19 protein-coding genes and 1 pseudogene are annotated in these 22,226 nt (G+C 33.4%); 15 read left to right on the top strand and 5 right to left on the bottom strand.

Annotated elements, in window-relative coordinates; translation table 11 throughout:
* Both gldE and gldD read left to right on the top strand, forming a co-directional pair.
* On the top strand, positions 1 to 1,122 hold a 1,122-nt coding region (gene gldE / locus Q0800_RS00705; RefSeq protein ID WP_299126752.1), incomplete at its 5' end, for a gliding motility-associated protein GldE.
* A complete protein-coding gene (gldD, locus tag Q0800_RS00700) occupies positions 1,119 to 1,685 on the top strand; it encodes a gliding motility lipoprotein GldD (RefSeq protein ID WP_299126751.1) in 567 nt (188 codons plus the stop codon). The genes gldE and gldD, both read left to right, overlap by 4 nt.
* Positions 1,686 to 1,759: 74 nt before the next feature.
* Here the strand turns inward: gldD and Q0800_RS00695 are convergent, their stop codons facing one another.
* The gene (locus Q0800_RS00695; RefSeq protein WP_299126750.1) at positions 1,760 to 5,083 is read right to left on the bottom strand and encodes a reprolysin-like metallopeptidase; all 3,324 of its coding nucleotides are present in this window, start codon (positions 5,081 to 5,083) and stop codon (positions 1,760 to 1,762) included.
* 104 nt (positions 5,084 to 5,187) lie between these two features.
* Between Q0800_RS00695 and Q0800_RS00690 the strand changes: the two genes are divergently transcribed.
* The 13 genes from Q0800_RS00690 (at position 5,188) to Q0800_RS00630 (ending at position 17,412) form a co-directional block, all read left to right on the top strand.
* Positions 5,188 to 6,096, top strand: coding sequence for a bifunctional riboflavin kinase/FAD synthetase (locus Q0800_RS00690; protein WP_299126748.1), 909 nt, complete (start codon positions 5,188 to 5,190; stop codon positions 6,094 to 6,096).
* Positions 6,089 to 7,396 carry an HTTM domain-containing protein gene (locus Q0800_RS00685; RefSeq protein WP_299126746.1) on the top strand — a complete coding sequence of 436 codons (1,308 nt, stop codon included), beginning with the start codon at positions 6,089 to 6,091 and terminating at the stop codon, positions 7,394 to 7,396. The genes Q0800_RS00690 and Q0800_RS00685 overlap by 8 nt, the downstream gene beginning before the upstream one ends.
* Before the next feature lie 78 nt (positions 7,397 to 7,474).
* The gene (gene serS, locus Q0800_RS00680) at positions 7,475 to 8,746 is read left to right on the top strand and encodes a serine--tRNA ligase (protein WP_299126745.1); all 1,272 of its coding nucleotides are present in this window, start codon (positions 7,475 to 7,477) and stop codon (positions 8,744 to 8,746) included.
* Between the two features lie 399 nt (positions 8,747 to 9,145).
* Positions 9,146 to 10,933: a tetratricopeptide repeat protein gene (locus tag Q0800_RS00675; RefSeq protein WP_299126743.1), complete on the top strand. Its 1,788-nt coding sequence runs from the start codon at positions 9,146 to 9,148 to the stop codon at positions 10,931 to 10,933.
* Between the two features lie 89 nt (positions 10,934 to 11,022).
* Entirely contained in the window at positions 11,023 to 11,352 is a 330-nt protein-coding gene (locus Q0800_RS00670) for a DUF4286 family protein (protein ID WP_299126742.1), read from the top strand.
* Positions 11,353 to 11,494: 142 nt separating this feature from the next.
* Positions 11,495 to 12,283 (top strand): 16S rRNA (adenine(1518)-N(6)/adenine(1519)-N(6))-dimethyltransferase RsmA, encoded by a 789-nt coding sequence (gene rsmA / locus Q0800_RS00665; RefSeq protein WP_299126741.1) that lies wholly within the window; start codon positions 11,495 to 11,497, stop codon positions 12,281 to 12,283.
* A 102-nt stretch (positions 12,284 to 12,385) separates the two neighbouring features.
* The gene (gene mgtE, locus Q0800_RS00660; RefSeq protein WP_299126740.1) at positions 12,386 to 13,756 is read left to right on the top strand and encodes a magnesium transporter; all 1,371 of its coding nucleotides are present in this window, start codon (positions 12,386 to 12,388) and stop codon (positions 13,754 to 13,756) included.
* A 200-nt stretch (positions 13,757 to 13,956) separates the two neighbouring features.
* Positions 13,957 to 14,322, top strand: a complete 366-nt coding sequence (locus Q0800_RS00655) for a cupin domain-containing protein (RefSeq protein ID WP_299126739.1) — start codon at positions 13,957 to 13,959, stop codon at positions 14,320 to 14,322.
* A 93-nt stretch (positions 14,323 to 14,415) separates the two neighbouring features.
* Complete coding sequence (locus Q0800_RS00650) at positions 14,416 to 15,354, top strand: 2-hydroxyacid dehydrogenase (RefSeq protein WP_299126737.1); 939 nt, start codon at positions 14,416 to 14,418, stop codon at positions 15,352 to 15,354.
* Positions 15,355 to 15,383: 29 nt separating this feature from the next.
* Complete coding sequence (locus tag Q0800_RS00645) at positions 15,384 to 15,839, top strand: DUF1801 domain-containing protein (protein ID WP_299126736.1); 456 nt, start codon at positions 15,384 to 15,386, stop codon at positions 15,837 to 15,839.
* A 109-nt stretch (positions 15,840 to 15,948) separates the two neighbouring features.
* Positions 15,949 to 16,335 (top strand): VOC family protein, encoded by a 387-nt coding sequence (locus Q0800_RS00640; protein ID WP_299126735.1) that lies wholly within the window; start codon positions 15,949 to 15,951, stop codon positions 16,333 to 16,335.
* A gap of 56 nt (positions 16,336 to 16,391) precedes the next feature.
* Positions 16,392 to 16,901 (top strand): hypothetical protein, encoded by a 510-nt coding sequence (locus Q0800_RS00635; RefSeq protein ID WP_299126734.1) that lies wholly within the window; start codon positions 16,392 to 16,394, stop codon positions 16,899 to 16,901.
* Between the two features lie 52 nt (positions 16,902 to 16,953).
* Entirely contained in the window at positions 16,954 to 17,412 is a 459-nt protein-coding gene (locus Q0800_RS00630; protein WP_299126732.1) for a YtxH domain-containing protein, read from the top strand.
* Positions 17,413 to 17,469: 57 nt separating this feature from the next.
* Here Q0800_RS00630 and Q0800_RS00625 read toward each other — a convergent pair.
* From Q0800_RS00625 to Q0800_RS00610, 4 genes and pseudogenes are all read right to left on the bottom strand, one after another.
* Positions 17,470 to 18,411 (bottom strand): annotated as a pseudogene (locus tag Q0800_RS00625) (carboxypeptidase-like regulatory domain-containing protein); the annotation flags it as partial.
* A 33-nt stretch (positions 18,412 to 18,444) separates the two neighbouring features.
* Entirely contained in the window at positions 18,445 to 20,274 is a 1,830-nt protein-coding gene (locus Q0800_RS00620) for a lysophospholipid acyltransferase family protein (RefSeq protein ID WP_299126753.1), read from the bottom strand.
* 107 nt (positions 20,275 to 20,381) lie between these two features.
* The gene (locus Q0800_RS00615) at positions 20,382 to 21,632 is read right to left on the bottom strand and encodes an aspartate kinase (RefSeq protein ID WP_299126730.1); all 1,251 of its coding nucleotides are present in this window, start codon (positions 21,630 to 21,632) and stop codon (positions 20,382 to 20,384) included.
* On the bottom strand, positions 21,632 to 22,108 hold the full coding sequence (locus Q0800_RS00610; RefSeq protein ID WP_299126728.1) for a GNAT family N-acetyltransferase: 477 nt from the start codon (positions 22,106 to 22,108) through the stop codon (positions 21,632 to 21,634). The genes Q0800_RS00615 and Q0800_RS00610 overlap by 1 nt, the downstream gene beginning before the upstream one ends.
* Between the last annotated feature and the right edge of the window lie 118 nt (positions 22,109 to 22,226).

The following is a 22,226-nucleotide window of genomic DNA, read 5'->3' as shown; positions in this document are numbered from 1 at the left end:
TTATTACTAGAGCGTCCTAAAAAGTTGCTAGCTACAATATTAATAGCCAACAATTTTATTAATATCGCTATTGTTCTTTTATTCGCTTACGTAGGAGAATTCTTATTCAACAGTATAACCAATAGTTTTATTCGGTTTTTACTAGAAGTTGTCTCGGCAACATTTTTAATCTTGCTCTTTGGTGAGATTATACCAAAAATCTATGCGAGTAGAAATAGTATTAGGTTTTCGAGCTTTATGGCACATCCATTAAAACTCTTAGATGTTATTTTTACTCCAATTAGTTTACCAATGCGTTTTGTAACATTACAAATTCAAAATAGTTTTGAAAAACAACACTCCAACCTTAGCGTAGATCAATTATCACAGGCGTTAGAGTTAACTGATGACAATGAAACAACACAAGAGGAGCAAAAACTATTACAAGGTATTGTCTCATTTGGAAACACAGATACCAAGCAGGTCATGCGACCAAGAATGGATCTTTTTGCTTTAGACATAAACACACCTTTTGAGGGTATTATTAAGAATATTGTTGAACACGGTTACTCTAGGATTCCTGTTTTTAAAGAAAATATCGATAATGTTAAAGGTGTTCTTTATGTAAAAGATCTTTTACCTCATTTACATAAAACAACTTTTAATTGGACACAACTACTGCGCGCACCCTTTTTTGTCCCAGAAAACAAAAAATTAGATGATTTAATGGTTGAGTTTCAAACAAAAAAAGTGCATTTAGCTGTGGTCGTTGATGAATATGGTGGCACATCTGGTTTAGTTTCTTTAGAGGATATTATTGAAGAAATTGTAGGTGATATTAGCGATGAATATGACGATGATGATTTAATCTACACAAAAATAGACGACCTTAATTATAGCTTTGAAGGAAAAACTCCTTTAAAAGACGTCTATAAAATTATAGGTATTGAAGCCGAAGCTGAAGATTTTGAAGCCAAAAAAGGGGAAGCCGAAACTTTAGCTGGGTTTGTTTTAGAAATATCTGGTGGATTTCCAAGAATTGGTAGTAAAATAAATTTTAAAAATTACGTTTTTACAATTGAAGCTTTAGAGCAAAAACGAATAAAGCAAATAAAACTAACTTTACTCAAACTAAAACAATGAAAAGAGTAGTATTAATATGGAGTATCTTATTATTTGGGTGTGGCGATGATCCATTGCCAAAGCCAAAAGCACACTTAAGATTAGATTACCCTATTGCTAAGTACAAAGAAGCACTAACACCGCTTCCTTTTACTTTTGACAAAAATGAACTTGCAAATCCAATATCTAAAGTAAAATCTCTAAGAAACTCAAAAGGTATTGACATTAATTATTCTGCTTTAAAGGCAACTATATACCTCACTTATAAACCTATAAACAATAATTTAGACAGCCTCATACGCGATGCACAAAACCTAACACAAAAGCATACGATGAAGGCTGATGAAATTTCGCAAAATATATTTGAAAACCCAAAAACTAAAGTCTACGGAATGCTGTACGAAATTGGTGGTGATGCCGCTTCACAATCTCAATTTTATGTTACCGATAGTACCAACCATTTTTTAAGTGGCTCATTATACTTTTATGCCACACCAAATTACGATTCTATATACCCAGCAGCAGAATATTTGAAAAATGATATAAAGCGAATTATGGAATCTGTAAGATGGAAAACTAAATAAAAATCCCTATGTTTTGCATCAATTTTTAATCTGCAATACCATAGAGATTTTTATAAAAAGTAATGATTAAACGACTAATTTATAATGACACGTTTCGTAATTTTTCTAACACCATCCTCTACTGTAACTAAGTAAACACCAGCATCATTACGCCGTAGATCAATAGATTTGCTGATTTGCGTTGATGCTTCAATAATTTCTTCATAAATACGACGCCCTCTAATATCATGTACAGATACTTTAACATCCTGAAGATTAAAATTGGTTAGATTAATATTAAAAACACCATTATTTGGATTAGGGCTGATGGAAAAATCAGTGGTATTGACCTCAAAATTTTCAATACCTAACGTTCCTTCTACACAAAATAGCATTGTAAACTCTAATATTTCTCCTCCATCTTCGGTTCCAAAGTCGTCATCCACACTAAGCGTCCAGTCTCCACCAGACGTTTCTCCATATAATATTGATAAATCTCCCTCTGGCACAAAGCTGCCTGTAAAAGGTGGACTACCGCTAGTAATAAGCTCTGTAGTTTCTTGATCAAAAACAGTATTTGTATAATTATCACCAGATCCTCCATTATCTGAAGATAATTCTACAACAGTACCTGCTGGGCTTATTAAACTTATATCGAGATCAGAATCCCATGCGTGCTGTATATTTATTCTAACATCAATATCTAATATTGGTAAATCTTCTGTGATAGTAATTACAGAGGTATAATTATCTACATTATTATCAGTTTCTAAAATTGAAATTGGTACATCCGTAGCGCTAAAATTATTACAAGAAATATTTAAGGTTGTAAACGTAGCTTCGGTATACAAACCTAGCCCACAATCATTAACACCTCTTACACGCCAATAATATTGCGTAAGTGGACTAAACGATGTGGCTATAAAATTTGTAGCATTAACACTACCTCCGTCAATAATATTATTAAATGCAGCGTCGGTAGCGATATCAATATCGTAGGATGTTGCATTAAATTCTGAATTCCAACTAAAAGTAGCTTCAATTGGATCTACGTCAGTAGCTCCATCAGCAGGTTGTATAAGATTTAAGTTAGGAATAGTAGCATCATAAACATTTAAGGCTACCTCTTCTGAGTTTGAAACAGTGCCAGAAGTTCCCTCAATGCTAAAAGGATAATTGCCCACAGACAATGTTCCTATACCAGAAATTGTTAGCGTTACTGAAGTCTCATCTGCACTTGCCGTAGCAGGAGAAAATATAGCATTAGCGCCAGTTGGTAAACCCGTAGTATTAAATGTTGTTGTCCCAGTAAATCCTAAAAATGTATTATATGTAAATGCAAACACAGCATTATCTGGAGCGCAAACCTCTACAACAGATTCGTCAATATTTAAAACAAATTCTGATTCTTGTATAGAAAAATTACTACTATTAATAGCATAGAAAATATTACCATTACCTTCAACCTTAACTCTAGCTGTTGAAGAATCCCCTCCTACAGCTGGCACAACAATTTCTTGCAACCCATCATTAGGTACATTGGTTGCTAAGGTAAAAGGATAGGTAAACCCTCCATCAATAGAAAGCAAAATATTAACAGTTGGTGTATTAACTTCACCTGTATCAGTACCAGCGACGTCCCATGCAATGGTTTGGTTAGATCCAACATCCCAAGTTTCGTCAGTTGTTTGCGAGGTAACGGAAAAAGGTCCTGCCGCATCATCAACCGTAACGGTCATTGTGTCAAAATCACTTTGTGGTGTCTGACCTACACCATTGGCTTCACTTCTATCTCTAACAATTAACGCAAATTCTAAAGTTCTACCAACATTAGACACCGTCTCCCAAGAGGAATTATCTAGTGTTTCAGTTGGGTTTATTTCTGTTAATTGCCCGCTTATTACGCGCTCAATAATTGGCATAAAACGATCTGGAGATGTGCTTGGTGGTCTAGATCTCCATACGGCACCAGTCGCTTTATTTGGCCCAAAGTTTCCTGAAGTTGTAACACCATTGTCTATTTGTTCCCAATTGTAAGTTAGTATGTCTGCACTATTTGCATCAGTTGCTGAACCTTTTAATACAAACGCAGTACCAGTAGGAATTGTAAAATCTGATCCTGCATCTGCTACAGGAGGACTATTTGAAATTACGGTACCCACCCAACAAGTTTGTGTCTGTAGATTATTTAATATTTGTAGAATACTGTAATAATGGAAATAAGGATCGGAGTGATCTTGCACATCATTTAGACCCGTAATCCCAGCATAGCCCATAATAGTTGTTCCACTTCCTGGTTCTGCATTTACTCCAGTACCTTCACTAGAAAAAGACCATGTATGATTAGCTCCCATTTGGTGACCTATTTCATGAGGCACGTAATCAATATCAAAAAAGTCTGACATGTAAGGGCCTCCGTCATTATCTAAAAATGAATGCTCAGAAAACGCACTTCCTTTATTGCCATCTACACATACGCAACCTATGCAGCCAGCATTACCATTGTTACTTCCAAACGCAAACAAATGTCCTATGTCATAATTGGCTTCGCCAACCTGAGCAGAAAGTTCAGCCTGTAATTGAGAATTAAAACCACCAGAAGTGTAAGGATCTGTTGTAGCATCTGGGAAAATAATTTCGGTACCAGTGACAAGCTTAAATGTTACTGCCATATCTACTTCATAAACCTCATTATTTCTATTTAAAGTAGAAACAACCTGTGCTAAAGCATCTTCTTGTGCATTGCCATTAGCTAGGTTACCATCATCCCAAAAATTAGTATACTCGCCTGTTGTAGAAATTGCAATTCTGAACGTTCTTAAAGTTTGATCGTTAGCATCTCTACTCGTGGATGTTCTTTTAGCTATTGGCATAGCAGTATCCTCTGTTAGACAATCAAAGTCTTTTATAGATTCTAATCTAGCTCGTCTGTCATAAACGACGTAATTTGTATTATCAGTTTTACTTAAAGGAACTGTAAAATCCATTAGATTATCTGCATAAGTCGTCATAGTTTGGAGACCCTGTGGAGTTACACTAAATCTCACTCTATTGCCTGCGTTTCTGGTACTAAAACCAAGGTAAGTCTTAATGTTAGGATATAACGCAGATAGCTCGTCTGATAACACAGGTGTTTCAACTATCATAAATTCTTGTAGTCCATTCTTAAGACTTGGTAAAAAGACTTTAACATTAGACCTATTTATATTTGAAGATCTTAGTGGTGCTCCTACTAATTGAGATTTAAACGCATTAAGGTCTAATTGATAGGTTTTATAAAACTTTTTATTGAGTATCTCGGAGCCCTTATTAAGGCTTAAGTTTTTATTTGTTTCTTGCCAATAATTCTGTTGGGCAAGTGCAGAAAAGCCAATCAAAAAAATGGTTAATGATAAAACATAACGTAGATTTGCTATCATAATAAGTTATTTGTATGGGGATTAGTAAATTACGAATTTATGCTTTTTCTACAACAATTAATTCAGGTATTATTTTTTTAACGTAAAATTACAAACGCAAGTCTTTGATTACTAATTCCGATAAAATCCTAACCATCGGCACTTATGATGGAGTCCATGTAGGGCATCAAAAGATATTAAAACGTGTTGTCTCATTAGCAGAAAAGCATGGCTTAACACCTTCTGTGCTTACTTTATTTCCGCATCCAAGAATGGTATTACAAAAAGACAAAACCATAAAACTTTTAAATACTATTGATGAGCGTGTTGAACTTTTAAAAAAGTCTGGTATAACCGATGTAATCATTAAAAAATTTGATTTAGACTTTGCCAATTTAGACGCTAAAGCGTACGTAAAAAAAATATTAGTTGATGAATTAAACACAAAATTTATCGTTATAGGTTATGATCATCATTTTGGAAAAAACAGATCTGCCAACATTATTGATCTCAAAAATTTTGCTGATAAATACAACTTTAAAATTGAAGAGATTTTAGCTCAAGATATCAAAGATGTTACCGTAAGCTCAACCAAAATTAGACATGCACTTAAAGAAGGTATAATTACTAAAGCTAATACTTTTTTGGGCTATCATTATTACATTACTGGCGAGGTAATTAAAGGTCGTGGTATTGGTAGAACATTAGATTTTCCTACAGCTAATGTTTATATTAAAGAACATTATAAGTTAATTCCTAAAGATGGCGTTTATGTTGTACAAACTAAAATTGAGGACACACTTTATTTTGGAATGATGAATATTGGAACCAACCCTACTGTTGATGGTAAAACAAAATCTTTAGAAGTTCATTTATTTAACTTCAACAAAACAATTTATGGCTCTTTTTTAAAAATAGAATTTTTAAAACGACTAAGAAGCGAGCAAAAATTTGAAAATTTAGAAGCCTTAAAATCTCAACTTAAAAAAGATGCTATTGAAGCCTTAGACTTCATTAACCGAATAAATGACTAAATTTCTCTTTAAACATATAGATAATTCTGGACTCATTGTATTTAGAATAGTATTTGGCTTATTGTGTTTTTTAGAATCTGTTGGTGCTATTTTTACAGGCTGGATTAGACGGACTCTAATAGAGCCAGAATTTACATTTTCCTTTATTGGTTTTGAATGGCTCCAACCCTTACCCGGAAATTGGATGTATGCCTACTATATGATTATGGGAATTTTTGGTCTTCTTGTTATGGTAGGTTATAAATACCGCGCAAGTATGTTTATGTTTGCTACCATGTGGACAGCCACATACCTAATGCAGAAATCTTCTTATAACAACCATTATTACCTTCTATTTATTTTAAGTTATTTAATGGTACTACTACCTGCTAACAGGTATGCCTCGTTAGACGTAAAAATAAATCCGTCGCTAAAACGCATATCTATGCCAGCTTGGTGTAAATGGGTGTTTGTTTTACAATTATTTATACTTTACTCATATGCATCAATTGCAAAACTATATCCAGATTGGCTCAACACTACCGCTATTGAAATTCTTATGAAAAATAGAGCTAATTATCCTATCATTGGAGAACTCCTACAACAAAAACCACTTCATTATATTATTGCTTATGGAGGTATATTGTTTGATGGTCTTATTATCCCTTTATTACTATTAAAGGCTACACGACGTTATGCTTTTTTTATTTCAATATTTTTCCATGTATTTAATTCTATAGTCTTTCAAATTGGCATATTTCCGTATTTATCTTTAGCCTTTAGTTTATTCTTTTTTGAACCTAAGATTATTCGTAATATATTCTTAAAACAAAAGGCATACTATAACTTAAATGAAATCATTATCCCAAATTACAAAAACCTAATAGTTACTGTTTTTGCATTCTATTTTCTAATTCATATTGCACTACCATTGCGGCATCACTTTTTTAAAGACAGCGTACTATGGACAGAAGAAGGACATCGGTTATCTTGGCGCATGATGCTAAGAGCTAAAAATGGAAAAACGACATTTAGAGTAATTGATGAGGCTACAAATCAACTCATCCCTATAAAACTCTCTAACTATCTTACAAAAAAGCAACAACGTAGCGCAAGCACTAAACCCGATGTCATTTGGCAATTTGCACAACATTTAAAAAAAGATTTTGCTAAAAAAGGAATAGCTGTTAAAGTATATGTTAGTTCCTATGTAAGTGTTAATGGTAAACGTTATCAGCAACTCATAGACCCTAAAGTCGACTTAGCAAACGAGGAATGGTATCATTTTAAACACCACGATTGGATATTGCCTTCAAAATAGTTTTTATCTGCTTAAATTCTTATTACTTTTGTGGCTTGTCTTTTCAACGCTAGTAAGCGTTTATTCAAAAATTTATATATGTTACAAGTTGCCTTTATTAGAGACCATAAAGAGGATGTTATAAAACGATTAGCAAAGCGAAATATTAACGCCGAGCAAATGATTAATGATGCTATTATGTTGGATGAGGAGCGAAGAGCGCTCCAAACAAAACTAGATAGTACAAAAGCAGAATCTAACACCTTATCTAAAGAAATTGGAAACTTATTTAAGTCTGGTGAAGCCCAAAAAGCTAATCTTTTAAAAGAAAAAACAATACAACTTAAGGAAACTGTAAAAACATTAGAACAAGAATTAAATGAAAAAGCTGATGCTTTAACTGATGTATTATATAAAATACCTAATGTCCCTCATAACTCTGTACCAGAAGGTAATTCTGACCAAGACAATGAAGAAATATACAAAGAAGGTGCTATTCCTAAACTATTTGATGGCGCATTACCACATTGGGAATTAGCAAAAAAATACGACATCATTGATTTTGAACTGGGTAATAAAATTACTGGTGCTGGTTTCCCTGTATATAAAGGTAAAGGCGCAAAGTTACAACGTGCTTTAATTACTTATTTCTTAGACAAAAATACGGAAGCTGGCTATACCGAATATCAATTACCTCATTTGGTAAATGAAGCTTCTGGCTTTGGCACTGGTCAATTACCAGATAAGGAGGGTCAGATGTATCATGTCACAGCAGACAACTTATACCTTATACCAACCGCAGAAGTGCCTGGTACAAATATATTTAGAAACACGCTTCTTAATGAAAGTGATTTACCAATATCAATCACTGGTTACACACCTTGTTTTAGACGTGAAGCAGGGAGTTATGGTGCGCACGTTAGAGGCTTAAATCGCTTACATCAATTTGATAAAGTAGAAATTATACGTGTAGAACATCCTGATAATTCTTATAAAGCATTTAACGGAATGATTGACCACGTTAAAACTATTCTTAAAGAATTAAAATTACCCTATAGAATTTTAAGACTTTGTGGTAGTGATGTTACATTTGCGTCAGCCTTAACCTATGATTTTGAGGTATTCTCCACAGCCCAAGATCGTTGGTTAGAAATTTCTTCTGTTTCTAATTTTGAAACTTTCCAAGCTAATCGTTTAAAACTTCGCTATAAGAATAATGATGGTAAAAATGAACTTTGCCACACATTAAATGGAAGTTCATTGGCTCTTCCAAGAGTTTTGGCCGGGATTTTAGAAAATTATCAAACCGAAAATAGTATTAAAATCCCAGAAGTATTAGTACCATATACAGGGTTTAATATGATCTCTTAAATCATTCAAATTTAAAGAATTAAGACTTTTTTGTTAAAAAAATCTGTTTTTAATCGATTCTTTGGGTCTTTCTTCGTTTTTTTTCATTATTTTTATCATGTTCGTAGTCCCAAATCTAAGAACTGACCGAGTTTATGAAAAATATAAAACGCATTGTATTGCTCATTGCACTTATTGTTGTGGTCGTCAAAGTTTTATTCTGATTTTAATCAGCAATAGTAAAAACCAAGACAGAATAATTGAATCATATTTTTTAAACAAATAATGGTTAATAGCACATTTATTTTGCTGGTAAAATGCCCAAACAATATGTCTGGGCATTTTTTTATAGACATGATTTAACTAAGCTTATACAATTTCTAGATATTCCTTTTGTTATATTTACATTTTACCTGTTATATGAAAAAACAGTTAGCATTTATATCCTTATTACTTTGTATTTATATTGGGTATTCTCAAAATAGCGAAATACTTGCAGATAGCTATTACAAAAAAGGAGAATTTAAAAAGGCCCTTGTTATCTATGAGAATCTTAATAAAGAAAAACCTTATAGCTATAAATACGTGTACAAGCTCGTAGACATACACCAACAATTAGAGCAGTATAATGAGGCCGAAAATATCCTAACCCAACGTTTGGCAAAGCGCAGAAACCCAACATTATTAGTAGAATTAGGTTACAATTTTCAGCTTAAGGACAGCCTCAATAGAGCTAATAGGCTTTATGAAGAGGCTATTGCTTATGTAGATGAAAAACCAAACTATATCTTTAGCATAGCTAAAAAATTTGAAGACCATTCCTTGTTAGAACAAGCTATAAAGGTTTATGATAAAGGAAAACTTTTAACACCAGATAAAAATTACAACATTCAACTAGCACGTATCTATGGCGATCAAGGAAGCGTTGAGAAAATGTTTAAAAATTACATAGATTACATAGCCTACAGACCTAATTATCTCAATAATATTAAACGCTCAATAAGTGATTTTATTTCAGAAAATAAGTCTAACGAAAACAACACTTACTTAAGACGACTTTTACTAAAGAAAATTCAGCAAGAACCGAGTCCGTATTGGTATGAGTTATTGAGCTGGCTCTACGTGCAAGAGAAAGCCTACAATAAATCTTTTATACAAGAAAAAGCGCTTTACAAACGTAACCCAGAGAGTTTAGAACGTATTTTTGAACTTGCGCTTACAGCACTAAATGATAATGATAACGAGACCTCTAAAACCATTTTTAATTATATTTTAGAAACTACCCAAGATCTTAGTACTGCACTAACTGCCCACCAATATATTTTAGAAATTGACACTAAAAATGCAGACTCTCAAAAGGAGCGCAACCGTATTAACGACGCTTATAACGCTTTGTTTAAACAATACGGAAAATCAGAACTTACCATTCCGCTTCAATTGGCTTACGGAGAATTTTTAGCCTTTCACTTTAAGGACACAGTAAGCGCAACAAAATTTTTAAGAAAAAGTTTAAAGCTTAATATTTCCGAATTTCAAGAAGCTAAAGTAAAATTATTGTTAGCAGATATTTTAGTCTTACAAGAGCGTTTTAATGAAGCGTTAATTTTTTATTCTCAAATTCAATTAAGCTTAAAGAATAGTAGTATTTCTCAAGAAGCACGTTTTAAAGTCGCAAAAACAAGTTACTACAAGGGGGATTTTGACTGGGCAGAATCTCAGCTTAAAATTTTAAAATCTTCAGCATCACAGCTTATAGCTAATGATGCTCTAGACTTAAAGCTTCTCATATCTGACAATAAGTTTGAAGACAGCCTACAAACCGCCTTAAAGCATTATGCAAAGGCAGATTTATTTGCCTTTCAGAACAGAACAGATGAAGCCATTTCATTATTAGATAAAATTCTGAATGAACACCAAGGAGAAAGCATTACCGACCAAGCCTTATTTAGACAAGCAGAACTTTTTGAGAAGAAAAAACAATATGATAAGGCGGAAATAAACTATCTTAAAATTATCTCGGACTGGAAAGAAGATATCCTTGCAGACGATGCACATTACCATTTAGCAGAGCTCTACAATACACATTTGGCAAAACCAGAAGATGCAAAGCAACTCTACGAAAAAATTATTTTTGAGTTTGAAGACAGTATTTACTTTATCGAAGCTAGGAAGAAGTTCCGAATGTTAAGAGGTGATAGTATCAATTAGTTGACTGATTTAGTGACTGAGGCTCTCGAAGTCATCACATTAATATAGAGCGGCTTCGAGAGCCTCAGCCGCCAAAAATAAATTTTAAGTTGAACTCAATAATATACAACGTCACCATAAACATAGATGATTCCGCTCATAAAGAATGGCTTGTTTGGATAAAAGAACACATACCACAAGTGTTAGCTACAGGTAAATTTGTAGACGCTAAACTCACTAAAGTTTTGGTTGAAGAAGATATGGGAGGCACCACCTACTCTGTGCAATATAAAGCACCGTCTAGAGAAGCACTAAATGCCTATTACGCAGAAGATGCAGATCGGTTAAGACAAGATGGGCTAAAGAAATTCGCTGATAAAATGTTAGCATTTAGAACAGAGCTCGAAGTTATTGATGAGTATTCTGTGAATTTCAATTAAGTTTGTCTGTCATTCCGACAGAGCATATCGATGAGGAATCTCATCACTTTACTTAATCATTAATGAGATTTCTCACTACGTTCGAAATGACACAAATGATAAATCATCAACTCGTAATTAAATAATTAATACTTCCTATTTCGTGTCAAACCATAATCAAGTCAAAGCAAAAAAACACTTAGGTCAGCATTTTCTAACGGACGAGACTATTGCTCAAGATATAGCAGATAGTTTATCGTTAGAAGGTTATAAAAATATCTTAGAAATTGGTCCAGGAATGGGTGTATTGACTAAGTACCTAATCAAAAAAGATACAACTACGCACGTTATAGAAATTGATACTGAATCTGTAGAATACCTAAAAAACAACTATCTCAATCTAGCTAACAGGATTTACGAGAAAGACTTCTTAAAATACGATTTAACTCAAATTTTCGGAGATAAGTCATTCGCCATTATTGGAAATTTTCCATATAATATTTCGTCTCAAATCCTTTTTAAAACTTTAGAAATGCGACATCAAGTGCCAGAATTCTCTGGGATGTTTCAAAAAGAAGTGGCGCAACGTATTTGTTCTAAAGAGGGCTCTAAAGTCTACGGCATTCTGTCCGTATTAACACAAGCGTTTTATGAAGCTGAGTATTTATTTACAGTACCACCATCCGTTTTTAATCCGCCACCAAAAGTAGATTCTGGAGTTTTATTACTAAAGCGAAAAGCTAATTACACCTTACCTTGTGATGAAAAACTATTCTTTAAAGTTGTAAAAACGGGCTTTCAACAACGCCGAAAAACCTTACGCAACAGTTTAAAAGTATTCAATCTCTCAGATAATTTAAAAGCAAATACTATCTTTGGGCAGCGACCAGAGCAATTAAATGTTTCACAATTTATTGAGCTGACGTCACTTATTGAAAAGGACGAAAACTAACTTATCGTCATTACGAGGACAAAGCACGTGGTAATCTCTAAAATCTAAATGTTTTAATTAGACAGATTGCTTCACTATGCTCGCAATGACCTAACAAATCAGGTGGAAGAACTTAAAGATAACATACAATTTCAGTTAACTGATGAACTCATCGAAAAGGTTGAGGTTCTTATCGAAGACCAAAGTCACAAGGAACTCAAAACCCTTTTAAACGACTATCACCATGCTGATATTGCCGACATTCTCGATGAACTCGATTTAGAGGATGCCATCTATGTTATTAAGCTACTAGATTCTGAAACGACTTCGGATATTCTCATGGAACTCGATGAGGATAATCGTGAAAAAGTCCTTCAAAATCTATCCATCAAAGAAATTGCAGAAGAAGTAGAAGAGCTCGATACTGATGATGCTGCCGATATTATTTCTGAATTACCAGAAGAACGCCAAGAAGCGGTAATCTCTCAGATTGAAGATGAAGAGCACAAAGCTGAAATTAAAGAATTATTAGCTTATGACGAAGATACTGCTGGTGGTTTAATGGCTAAAGAACTAGTTAAGGTTTATGCTACTTGGACGGTTGCTGGTTGTTTGCGTCGTATTAGAGGACAAGCAAAAGATGTTACACGTGTACATTCCATATACGTTGTAGATAAAGAAGAAAAGTTAATCGGAAGACTTTCTTTAAAGGATTTAATCATTGCTAAAAGCGATCATAAAATCGCAGATATTGCTAAAGAAAATGTAGATTATGTTAATGTAAAAGACGATGCAGAAGATGTAGCAAAGGTTATGGCAAAATATGATTTGGAAGCCATCCCAGTTGTAGATGACAATCAGATCTTATTAGGAAGAATTACAATTGATGATATTGTAGATGTATTAAAAGAAGAAGCGGATAAAGATTATCAATTAGCGGCAGGTATTACACAAGATGTAGAAGCAGATGATAGTATTTTACAACTTACTCGTGCCAGATTACCTTGGTTGTTTTTAGGGCTTATTGGTGGTGTTGGTGCCTTTATTATAATGGAGGGCTTTCAAGAATCATTTAGTCAATATGCAGTTTTATTTTTCTTTACACCACTTATTGCGGCAATGGCTGGTAATGTTGGTGTACAATCTAGTGCTATAATCGTGCAAGGTTTGGCAAATGATGATGTAAAAGGAAGTGTTAACAGTAGGTTGATAAAAGAAATGTTATTAGCAGCACTTAATGGAGTCATCTTAGCTGTTTTTCTTTTACTTTTTATTTGGATATATATTGGTGAATTAGACAAAGCCATAGCTATTTCTGTTTCACTTGTTGCGGTTATAATTATTGCAGGCTTAATAGGTACTTTTGTTCCTTTATTTTTAGACAAAAGAGGTATAGACCCAGCTATAGCTACTGGCCCTTTTATTACGACTAGTAATGATATTTTAGGGATTCTACTTTATTTCTGGATTGCTAAATTAATTCTAGGTATTTAATAGAAATCCTTTTGTCATTCCTGCGAAGGCAGGAATCCATTACAGGCAGAATCCCTTTTGCTCTATCGTAAAAAAACTTCGTAACTTTGATAACAGAGCTGGGCTTCAATTTATATAATATATTGTGATGCTGAGCCTGTCAAAGCATAATAAAACCCTTATGTTTAATTAAAAAGATACCTGCTTTCGCAGGCATAAATATGAAAGCAATAAATATTAAAGACAAACATGCTTTGTTTTCAAAACAATGGCATCCACATCGTATCGCAACCGTAGATGATATGCAAGTGATACTTGCGAAAATTAAAGGTGAATTTGTATGGCATAGCCATGAGCATGAAGATGAATTATTTCAGGTTATTAAGGGTACGCTGTACATGCAATTTAGAGATCGTACAGAGGTGGTAAAAGAAGGTGAAATGATTGTGGTCCCTAAAGGTGTTGAACACAACCCATCAACTAAAAATGGTGAAGAAGTGCATCTTCTTTTGTTCGAAAAACTAAATACAGCTCACACAGGAGATGTACAAGATGAAATGACCCAAACGGAATATCCTTGGATATAAACAAAATGGTATGTCATGCTGAATTTATTTCAGCATCCCATTTTTTAATACTACAAAAAGATTCTGAAACTAGTTCAGAATGACAAAACACAAATGAAAGTTCTTCACTTAGATAAAAACCACGAGTTACTCATTAACCAACTCAATGATTTAAGTTTCACCAATCATGAAGATTATACATCTTCAAAAGATGATATTGAAGCCAAAATTTTAGAATATGACGGCATCATCATTCGTAGTCGCTTTACCATTGATAAACAGTTTTTAGACGCTGCCAAAAACCTAAAATTTATAGGTCGTGTTGGAGCAGGACTAGAAAATATAGATGGTGATTACGCAAAACAAAAGGGAATCCTATTATTTAATGCACCAGAGGGTAATCGCAATGCTGTTGGTGAGCATACTTTAGGCATGCTGCTATCGCTATTCAATAAGCTAAATAAAGCAGACAAAGAAGTTAGGCAAGGCAAATGGTTGCGAGAAGCCAATCGTGGTTTAGAACTCGATGGCAAAACAGTTGGCCTAATCGGTTATGGCAATATGGGTAAAGCATTTGCCAAAAAACTACGCGGTTTCGATGTAGATGTACTTTGTTATGATATAAAACCTAATGTAGCTGATGAAAATGCCACCCAAGTCAGCTTACAAGAATTACAAAATAAAGCTGATGTGTTAAGTTTACATACACCACAAACCGACCTAACGCTTAATATGGTGAATTCTGAATTTATCAATAATTTTAAAAACCCATTTTGGTTAATTAATACCGCACGTGGTAAGAGCGTGGTAACCGAAGATTTAGTAAATGCCTTGGAATCTGGAAAAATTTTAGGTGCCGGACTCGATGTTTTAGAATACGAAAAATCGTCTTTTGAGAATGTTATGGCAAGCGCAGTAGAAACATCTCAACTCAAAAAACTAGTAAAAATGAACAATGTACTTCTTACACCTCACGTGGCAGGATGGACAATTGAAAGCAATATAAAATTAGCACAAACCATTGTAGATAAAATTAAGGCAGAATTTTACTAAATTTAGAATCTAGCTAAATCAATTTTATTATGCAATACAAAGCAGACTCACCAGAAGACTACATTAGTCAATTGCCAGAAGAACGAAAGGCACCAATGACAAAACTACATAACCTCATAAAGGACAACATGCCAAAAGGTTTAGAGTCTGGTATGGGTTATGGCATGCCAGCCTACTTTGTACCTAAATCCATCTATGCACCAGGATATCACTGTAAACCATTTCCGCCTTTACCATTTATGAATTTAGCTTCTCAAAAGAATTTTATTGCATTCTATCATATGGGATTGTACGCAAAAAAAGAGCTATACGATTGGTTTGTATCGGAATATCCAAAGCATGCCAAGTACAAATTAGACATGGGTAAAAGCTGCGTGCGCTTTAAAAAAGCAGACGATATTCCTTATAATCTCATTAAAGAGCTTTTAGGAAAAATGACGATTGAAGAGTGGATAGAAATTTATGAATCTACCATAAAGAAGTAGACATTTATGTCATTTGGAACCTAGTCGAGACATCTAATAAACTGTATATTACAGCAATAAAATAACATTAAGGGTTTCAATTAATGAAATCCAAAAAAAATAAGGAAAATTGAAAAAACGCGTTACCGGAATTGGAGGTTTATTCTTTAAAACCAAAGACCCTAAAGCATCTAAAGATTGGTATAAAAAGCACTTAGGCTTTAATACAGACGATTACGGCTGCACCTTTTGGTGGAAAGATAAGGATGGTAAAGATTGTAGCACACAGTGGAGTCCATTTGCCGAAGACACTAAATACTATCAGCCGTCAAAAAAAGACTTTATGTTTAACTACCGTGTTGAAAACTTAGAAGAATTATTAGTAACTTTAAAGCAAGAAGGTGTCACAATAATAGGAAAAATGGAAGAATACGACTACGGCAAGTTCGGCTGGATCTTAGATAACGATGGCAATAAAATTGAACTTTGGGAACCAATAGACCAAGCATTTAAATAAAACTGTAACTTACCCTTTGTTTCATCTACATATAAACACAATTTAAATTAAACACCATGATACAAGACAATAACAATTTAGAAGACCAAGTTAACGATGCTACAGATCACATTGAAGACACCACTAATGAAGCTACAGACACCATTAATGAGAAAGCAAGTGCTTTAAAAGACAACGCAAGTGAGGCGTTAGACGCTGCAAAAGAAAAAGCAAATGAACTCGCTGGCGAAGCAAAAGAAGTACTAAGTAATGTAAAAGATAAAGCAACTGAATTTATTAATGAAGATGCCAAGGAACTGTATGGCAACGCCAAGGAAAAAGCCACAGAGTTTGCGGATGCAGCCAAAGAAAAGGCTGCGGATTTAACAGAAGATGCTAAAGAAACTTACGAAGAGGCAAAGGTTAAAGCAAAAGAGTTTGCTAATGAAGCAGGTGAAAAAATTTCTGAATTTGCAGATGTAGCCGAGGACAAGATCGACGAACTTACAGAGGAAGTTAAAGAAACCTACACTGAAGCCAAAGAAAAAACTAAAGGTTTTTTTAGTAAGCTATTTGGTAAAAAATAATAACTTGGTTCATTTTCATTAACTTTATAATCTAACCAATATTTAAAAAATTATGTCAGACAATAATAAAAACTTAAGTAACGATCTTGAGGGTATGATTGGAGATGCTAAAGACGGCGCTAAGAAGACTGGTGATAAGATCAGCCAAAAAACAAGTGAATTTGCGGAGGATGCCAAAGAAAAAGCAAACGAATTCGCAGCCGATGCTAAAAAAGTTTTAAGTGATGGTAAAAATGTTGCCATAATTGCTCATATCACTTTAATAGGGTGGATTATTGCTTTAGTTATGAATGGTAGCAACAAAACACAATTAGGTTCATTTTATATTAGGCAAGTTTTAGGCATTATGTTGTTAGCCATAGTACTTAGTTTAATTCCGTTCATTAATTTTTTCGCATGGGTTTTACCTCTAGTTTTGTGGGTAATAAGTTTAGTGGGCTCTTTAAGCGGTGAACAAAAACCTATTTTCCTTTTAGGTAATCAGTTTCAGGAATGGTTTAAAGCTTTATAAATCTCATATTAAATAGTTATAATGTAGACCCAGATTTTGTTCTGGGTTTTTTTATTCTCAATCTAAACCATAATCAGAAGGTAAAGTATCTCCTACACGTTGGTCTCCTAAAGCACCGTAAAAAAATACTCCAATAATTGGTGAGTAATTACCATAAGCATCAATATAAAATTTATCTATTCCTTCTAACAACATATCGGATCTACTTCTTTTATTGTATAGAATAGCTACTTTTTCATTTAAGACAACTTCTTTGGAGTTGCCATCTTCACTGAGGTTTACCTTAAAATAATCCCATTCATTTACTTTTAAGCTTTTGTGAAAAATGGAATATCCTTTAGCTCCCAAGTTTTCATTATATAAAGCTCTCATAAAGTGTTGCACAGATCCATTATACGCTCTTTCTCTATTTTTTATTACCCTTCTTTTATTGTTTTTATTTAAATCGTTAAAAAACGAAGTACCTAAATACGAAACTTTCTGTAAGACAAATGACTGAACATCGAGATTACTAGAGCGAAAACTGGCTTCAAAATCTATAATATCAAAAGAAATATCATACAAAAGTGCTCGGTTTTTAACTTTTAATGGTGCATCTGCGCTTGCGTAAAGCGTATTATTTGCTCTATTAAATCTTAAAACAAGGTCATTTTCATTTAGTATTCTGCATGATCTAGCAAAGTTAGAAGTCCCAAGAAACTGCGTTCTAAATAAATATAATTTTTCTTTTCTGGTTAATCCATCATCAAAATCTAAGACCACCTCATCGAGATTTACTGCCGAGGGTTTAAGCGGTATTATTACATTTTTTTTCTTTCTGCAATTAGTAATGAACTCTTTTTGATATCCTAAATATGAAACTACCAAAGTAGAAGTTACGGCATCTGTATAAGTGATAGAAAATTCACCTTTTTCATTCGTTGTAGTACCTAAGGTGGTATTGTCAAAATACACAGCTACCGTTTCTAAAGGTTGTTTGGTCTTAAAATCAATTACTTTACCAGATAGGGTTTGAGCTAAAAAACTATAAACCTACTTATCATGGTTATCCATAAATTTACGTTCTAATTCAGCTTGGAATTCCTCCATAACTGGTCTAACCGTACTTTCTGGTAAATCTGCAATTTTTATGTACATTAAACCATCAACAGCATTATTGAATAAGGGATCTACATTAAATGCTACAAGCTTAGCATTTTGTTTAATGTACTTTTTAAGTAATACAGGTAATCTCAATGCACCTGGTTCTACTTCGTCAATAATTTTATCGAATTTATTTAGATCTGCTTCAGTTTCGTCAAAAACAAAATCTTTGTCAGCATCCTTTAACTTTACCTTAAATTCCTTCTTAGGGTGCACGTACTGAGCTACGTAAGGATCATAGTAATGCGATTTCATAAACTCAATCATCAAACTTTTAGAAAAGTTTGAAAACTGATTACTAATACTTACACCACCTATTAAATATTTATGCTCTGGGTAACGTAATGTGGTGTGCACAATGCCTTTCCAAAGCAAAAATAACGGCATTGGTTTTTGCTGATACTCTTTAATAATAAATGCACGTCCCATTTCTATAGACTGACTCATCATTTTATAAAGCTCTGGCTCAAAACGAAATAAATCTTGCAGATAAAATCCATCGATACCAAAACGTTCAAATATTTGAGAGCCTAAACCCATACGGTAAGCGCCTGCAATTAAATTCTTTTCGCTATCCCATAAAAACATATGGTGGTAATACGTATCAAAAGTATCTAAGTCTATAGCCTCATTAGTACCTTCACCTACTTCTCTAAAGGTAATTTCTCTTAACCTTCCTAACTCTCTTAAAATATTTGGCATGTCTTTAGCCGATGCCAAATAAACTTCATAGTTTTTACTCGTTAAAAGTCTACAGTCATTTTCTCTAAGCGCTTCTACCTCAGCCATCATAACCTTAGTATCTATTGGCGTAACTATACGCTTTGGTGGTTTGGGAACTTTTAATTGGGATTGTATATTATCTAAAATCTTTGGTTTGTCTTCAAAAGATTTTGATAACATATAAGTTTTACGTCTTAAGAATTCTGAAAAATCTGCAAGTGTACTATGCTCTTTTTGATCTTTAACCGAGATTGGGCGACCTATTCTAACCTTAATTGTTCTTCGTTTTTGGGTTAACAATTCTGAAGGTAATTTGGCCGTCCTTAAGGTATCACTTATCTTAGATAATCTGTAAAATAGTCTACTATTTTTAGCATGAAAATAAATTGGCACTACAGATACTTCTGCTTTTTGTATAAGCTTCATCGCAGCCTCTTCCCAAGGTTTATCAACCACCAGTTTACCATCTTTGTAGGTAGATACCTCTCCTGCAGGAAATACACCAAGAGGATGACCATCTCGTAAATGCATAATGGCATTTTTAAAACCAACAATGCTACTTTTGGCATCCTTTCTATCCTCAAAAGGATTAACAGGCATTATGTAAGGCTTTAGTGGCTCAATACGATGTAGTAGAAAATTAGCAATAATCTTAAAGTCGCTTCTTTGCTCTATCATTAACTTTAAAAGTAAAATACCATCAATGCCACCAAGAGGATGATTAGATATAGTTATGTAAGGCCCTTCTTTAGGGAGACGCTTTAAATCGGCTTCAGGAATTTCGAATTTAATCTGAAAATCATTAAGTAAGGCATTTAAAAAGTCTAAATCAGATAAGTGTTTATTACGTTTGTAAATCTTGTTAATTGTAGAAATTTTTAGAACTTTCATTAGCATCCACCCAAAGAAAGTTCCCAAGAAACCATACTTATCAGCATTTATAGCTTTAGCAACTTCTTTTGCTGTGACTAAGCCAGTATTAGATGATTTCCCCATAAAACAAAAATACATGAAATTTTTAGTTAGCGAATTTTTTAAAAACCAAGCGGAAAAAATTTATGTATAAACGCAGTGGTTACTAGAGTAAATATACGTAGTAATTCCTATTTTGTTACGATCTGCGTTGTTTCTTGTGTTAATTGTTTTAGTAGTACTGTTTTATCTTTTTCAAGTTCTTTTATCGCCTTATCATTATAATGTCTAATCGTATACAGACTCACACCTTGGTGTGATGTTACCTTAAATTTTGCTTTTAAATGTTGCAGTAATTTTTCGAGATTATTATAAATATTATCTACACACACCGAAAAGCTAATAGCCGAATTCTGAATAACATCTACCTTCATTTTATATAAATGTAAAAGACTAAATATTTCACTAATATTTTCTTCAACTATGTATGAAAAATCGAGTGAGGACAACGAAATCAATACCTGATTTTTCTTCACAATAAAACATGGGGCCTCTGGCTCTAAAGCCTTGCCCTTACTTACACGGGTTCCATCACCTTCAGGTTTTAAAAACGATTTTACAAAAAGTGGAATTTCTTTACGCTGTAATGGCTGAAGTGTTTTAGGGTGTATTACAGAGGCACCATAAAACGCTAACTCTATAGCTTCTCTATACGATATTTGATGTAATAGTTGGGTGTTTTCAAAATAACGAGGATCTGCATTTAGTACTCCTGGTACATCTTTCCAAATAGTAACACTATTCGCATTTAAACAATACGCAAAGATTGCTGCTGTGTAGTCACTTCCCTCTCTACCTAAAGTAGTCGTAAAATTATTAGCATCACTACCCAAAAATCCTTGGGTAATATTTAGTTTTGAAATATCAAAGTTTGACGCTATCCGTTGTTGAGTTTGTTCCCAATTGATATTTGCACGTCTGTAATAATTATCTGTTTTTACATATTCTCTTACATCTAGCCAATTATTGGTTAATTCTATCTTATTAAGATAATGGCTAATTATTGTTGTAGATATTAATTCTCCAAATCCTATTATTTGGTCATATACAAAATTGTAATCTGGTGATTTGTTACTTTTAAAAAACAAGGACATTTCATCAAATAAACCCTTTACTGCATTAAAGACCTCATGTCTTTCATTATCAAATAAATCTAAAAGGATTTGGTTATGATAGTCAATGACTTGGTGTATAGAATTTTGTAGTTCATCTTTATTTTCAAAATAATTTTTAATTACTAGTTCCATAGCGTTAGTAGTTTTGCCCATTGCAGAAACAACTACTAATGTATTATTATAGCCTGTTGTTTTTAAGACACTAGCTAAATTTATTACTCCTTTGGCATCTTTTACAGAGGCTCCACCAAATTTAAAAACACGCATTATAATTTATTTATATAATTTTCTATTCCCTTTTCATTTAATTGAACAACGTCCCAATCTCGCATTACATTAGCACCTTTACTTTCATAGAATTTTATAGCTGGCTCGTTCCAATCCAAAACCTCCCAACTTATGCGTTTAACGCCAAGGTTTTTACCATAGCAAACTACTTTGTCTAATAGTTTTGTTCCTAGTCCTAAACCTCTGCATGCTTCACTAACAATAAGATCTTCTAAATGAAGTACGGTTCCCTTCCATGTTGAATATCTTGGATAAACTAAAGCAATACCTTCTACTTTATTTTTAACTTCAGCAACAAAACAGGTAAATTTAGGTTGTTTTCCAAAACCATCAGATTCTAAAAGCTCTAAAGTTACTTCTACGGCATCTGGTTCTTTCTCGTAAATTGCCAGTTCATTTATTAGTTCTAAAACTCGTGGCATGTCTTCTATAGCAGCAAGTCTGGGTGCTTTCATTAGTATTTTAAATAGAGGCAAAAATACATTCTTTTTATATATAATTATTGCTTTTAACTGTCTAAAATCACAACTTAACTAAGTGTATTACATTTTAACCTACGAAAACGTTATAGTT

Origin of the sequence: uncultured Winogradskyella sp. (genome assembly GCF_937958655.1) — a bacterium.
GTDB lineage: Bacteria > Bacteroidota > Bacteroidia > Flavobacteriales > Flavobacteriaceae > Winogradskyella.
The sequence above is the reverse complement of the archived record's forward strand: the minus strand, read 5'-3'. Positions and strand labels throughout refer to the sequence as shown.

Coding starts and splice junctions, on each gene's coding strand:
- gldD (WP_299126751.1), top strand. CDS start 1,119: ATGAAAAGAGTAGTATTAATATGGAGTATCTTATTATTTGGGTGTGGC.
- Q0800_RS00695 (WP_299126750.1), bottom strand. CDS start 5,083: ATGATAGCAAATCTACGTTATGTTTTATCATTAACCATTTTTTTGATT.
- Q0800_RS00685 (WP_299126746.1), top strand. CDS start 6,089: ATGACTAAATTTCTCTTTAAACATATAGATAATTCTGGACTCATTGTA.
- serS (WP_299126745.1), top strand. CDS start 7,475: ATGTTACAAGTTGCCTTTATTAGAGACCATAAAGAGGATGTTATAAAA.
- Q0800_RS00675 (WP_299126743.1), top strand. CDS start 9,146: ATGAAAAAACAGTTAGCATTTATATCCTTATTACTTTGTATTTATATT.
- Q0800_RS00655 (WP_299126739.1), top strand. CDS start 13,957: ATGAAAGCAATAAATATTAAAGACAAACATGCTTTGTTTTCAAAACAA.
- Q0800_RS00650 (WP_299126737.1), top strand. CDS start 14,416: ATGAAAGTTCTTCACTTAGATAAAAACCACGAGTTACTCATTAACCAA.
- Q0800_RS00645 (WP_299126736.1), top strand. CDS start 15,384: ATGCAATACAAAGCAGACTCACCAGAAGACTACATTAGTCAATTGCCA.
- Q0800_RS00635 (WP_299126734.1), top strand. CDS start 16,392: ATGATACAAGACAATAACAATTTAGAAGACCAAGTTAACGATGCTACA.
- Q0800_RS00630 (WP_299126732.1), top strand. CDS start 16,954: ATGTCAGACAATAATAAAAACTTAAGTAACGATCTTGAGGGTATGATT.
- Q0800_RS00620 (WP_299126753.1), bottom strand. CDS start 20,274: ATGGGGAAATCATCTAATACTGGCTTAGTCACAGCAAAAGAAGTTGCT.
- Q0800_RS00615 (WP_299126730.1), bottom strand. CDS start 21,632: ATGCGTGTTTTTAAATTTGGTGGAGCCTCTGTAAAAGATGCCAAAGGA.
- Q0800_RS00610 (WP_299126728.1), bottom strand. CDS start 22,108: ATGAAAGCACCCAGACTTGCTGCTATAGAAGACATGCCACGAGTTTTA.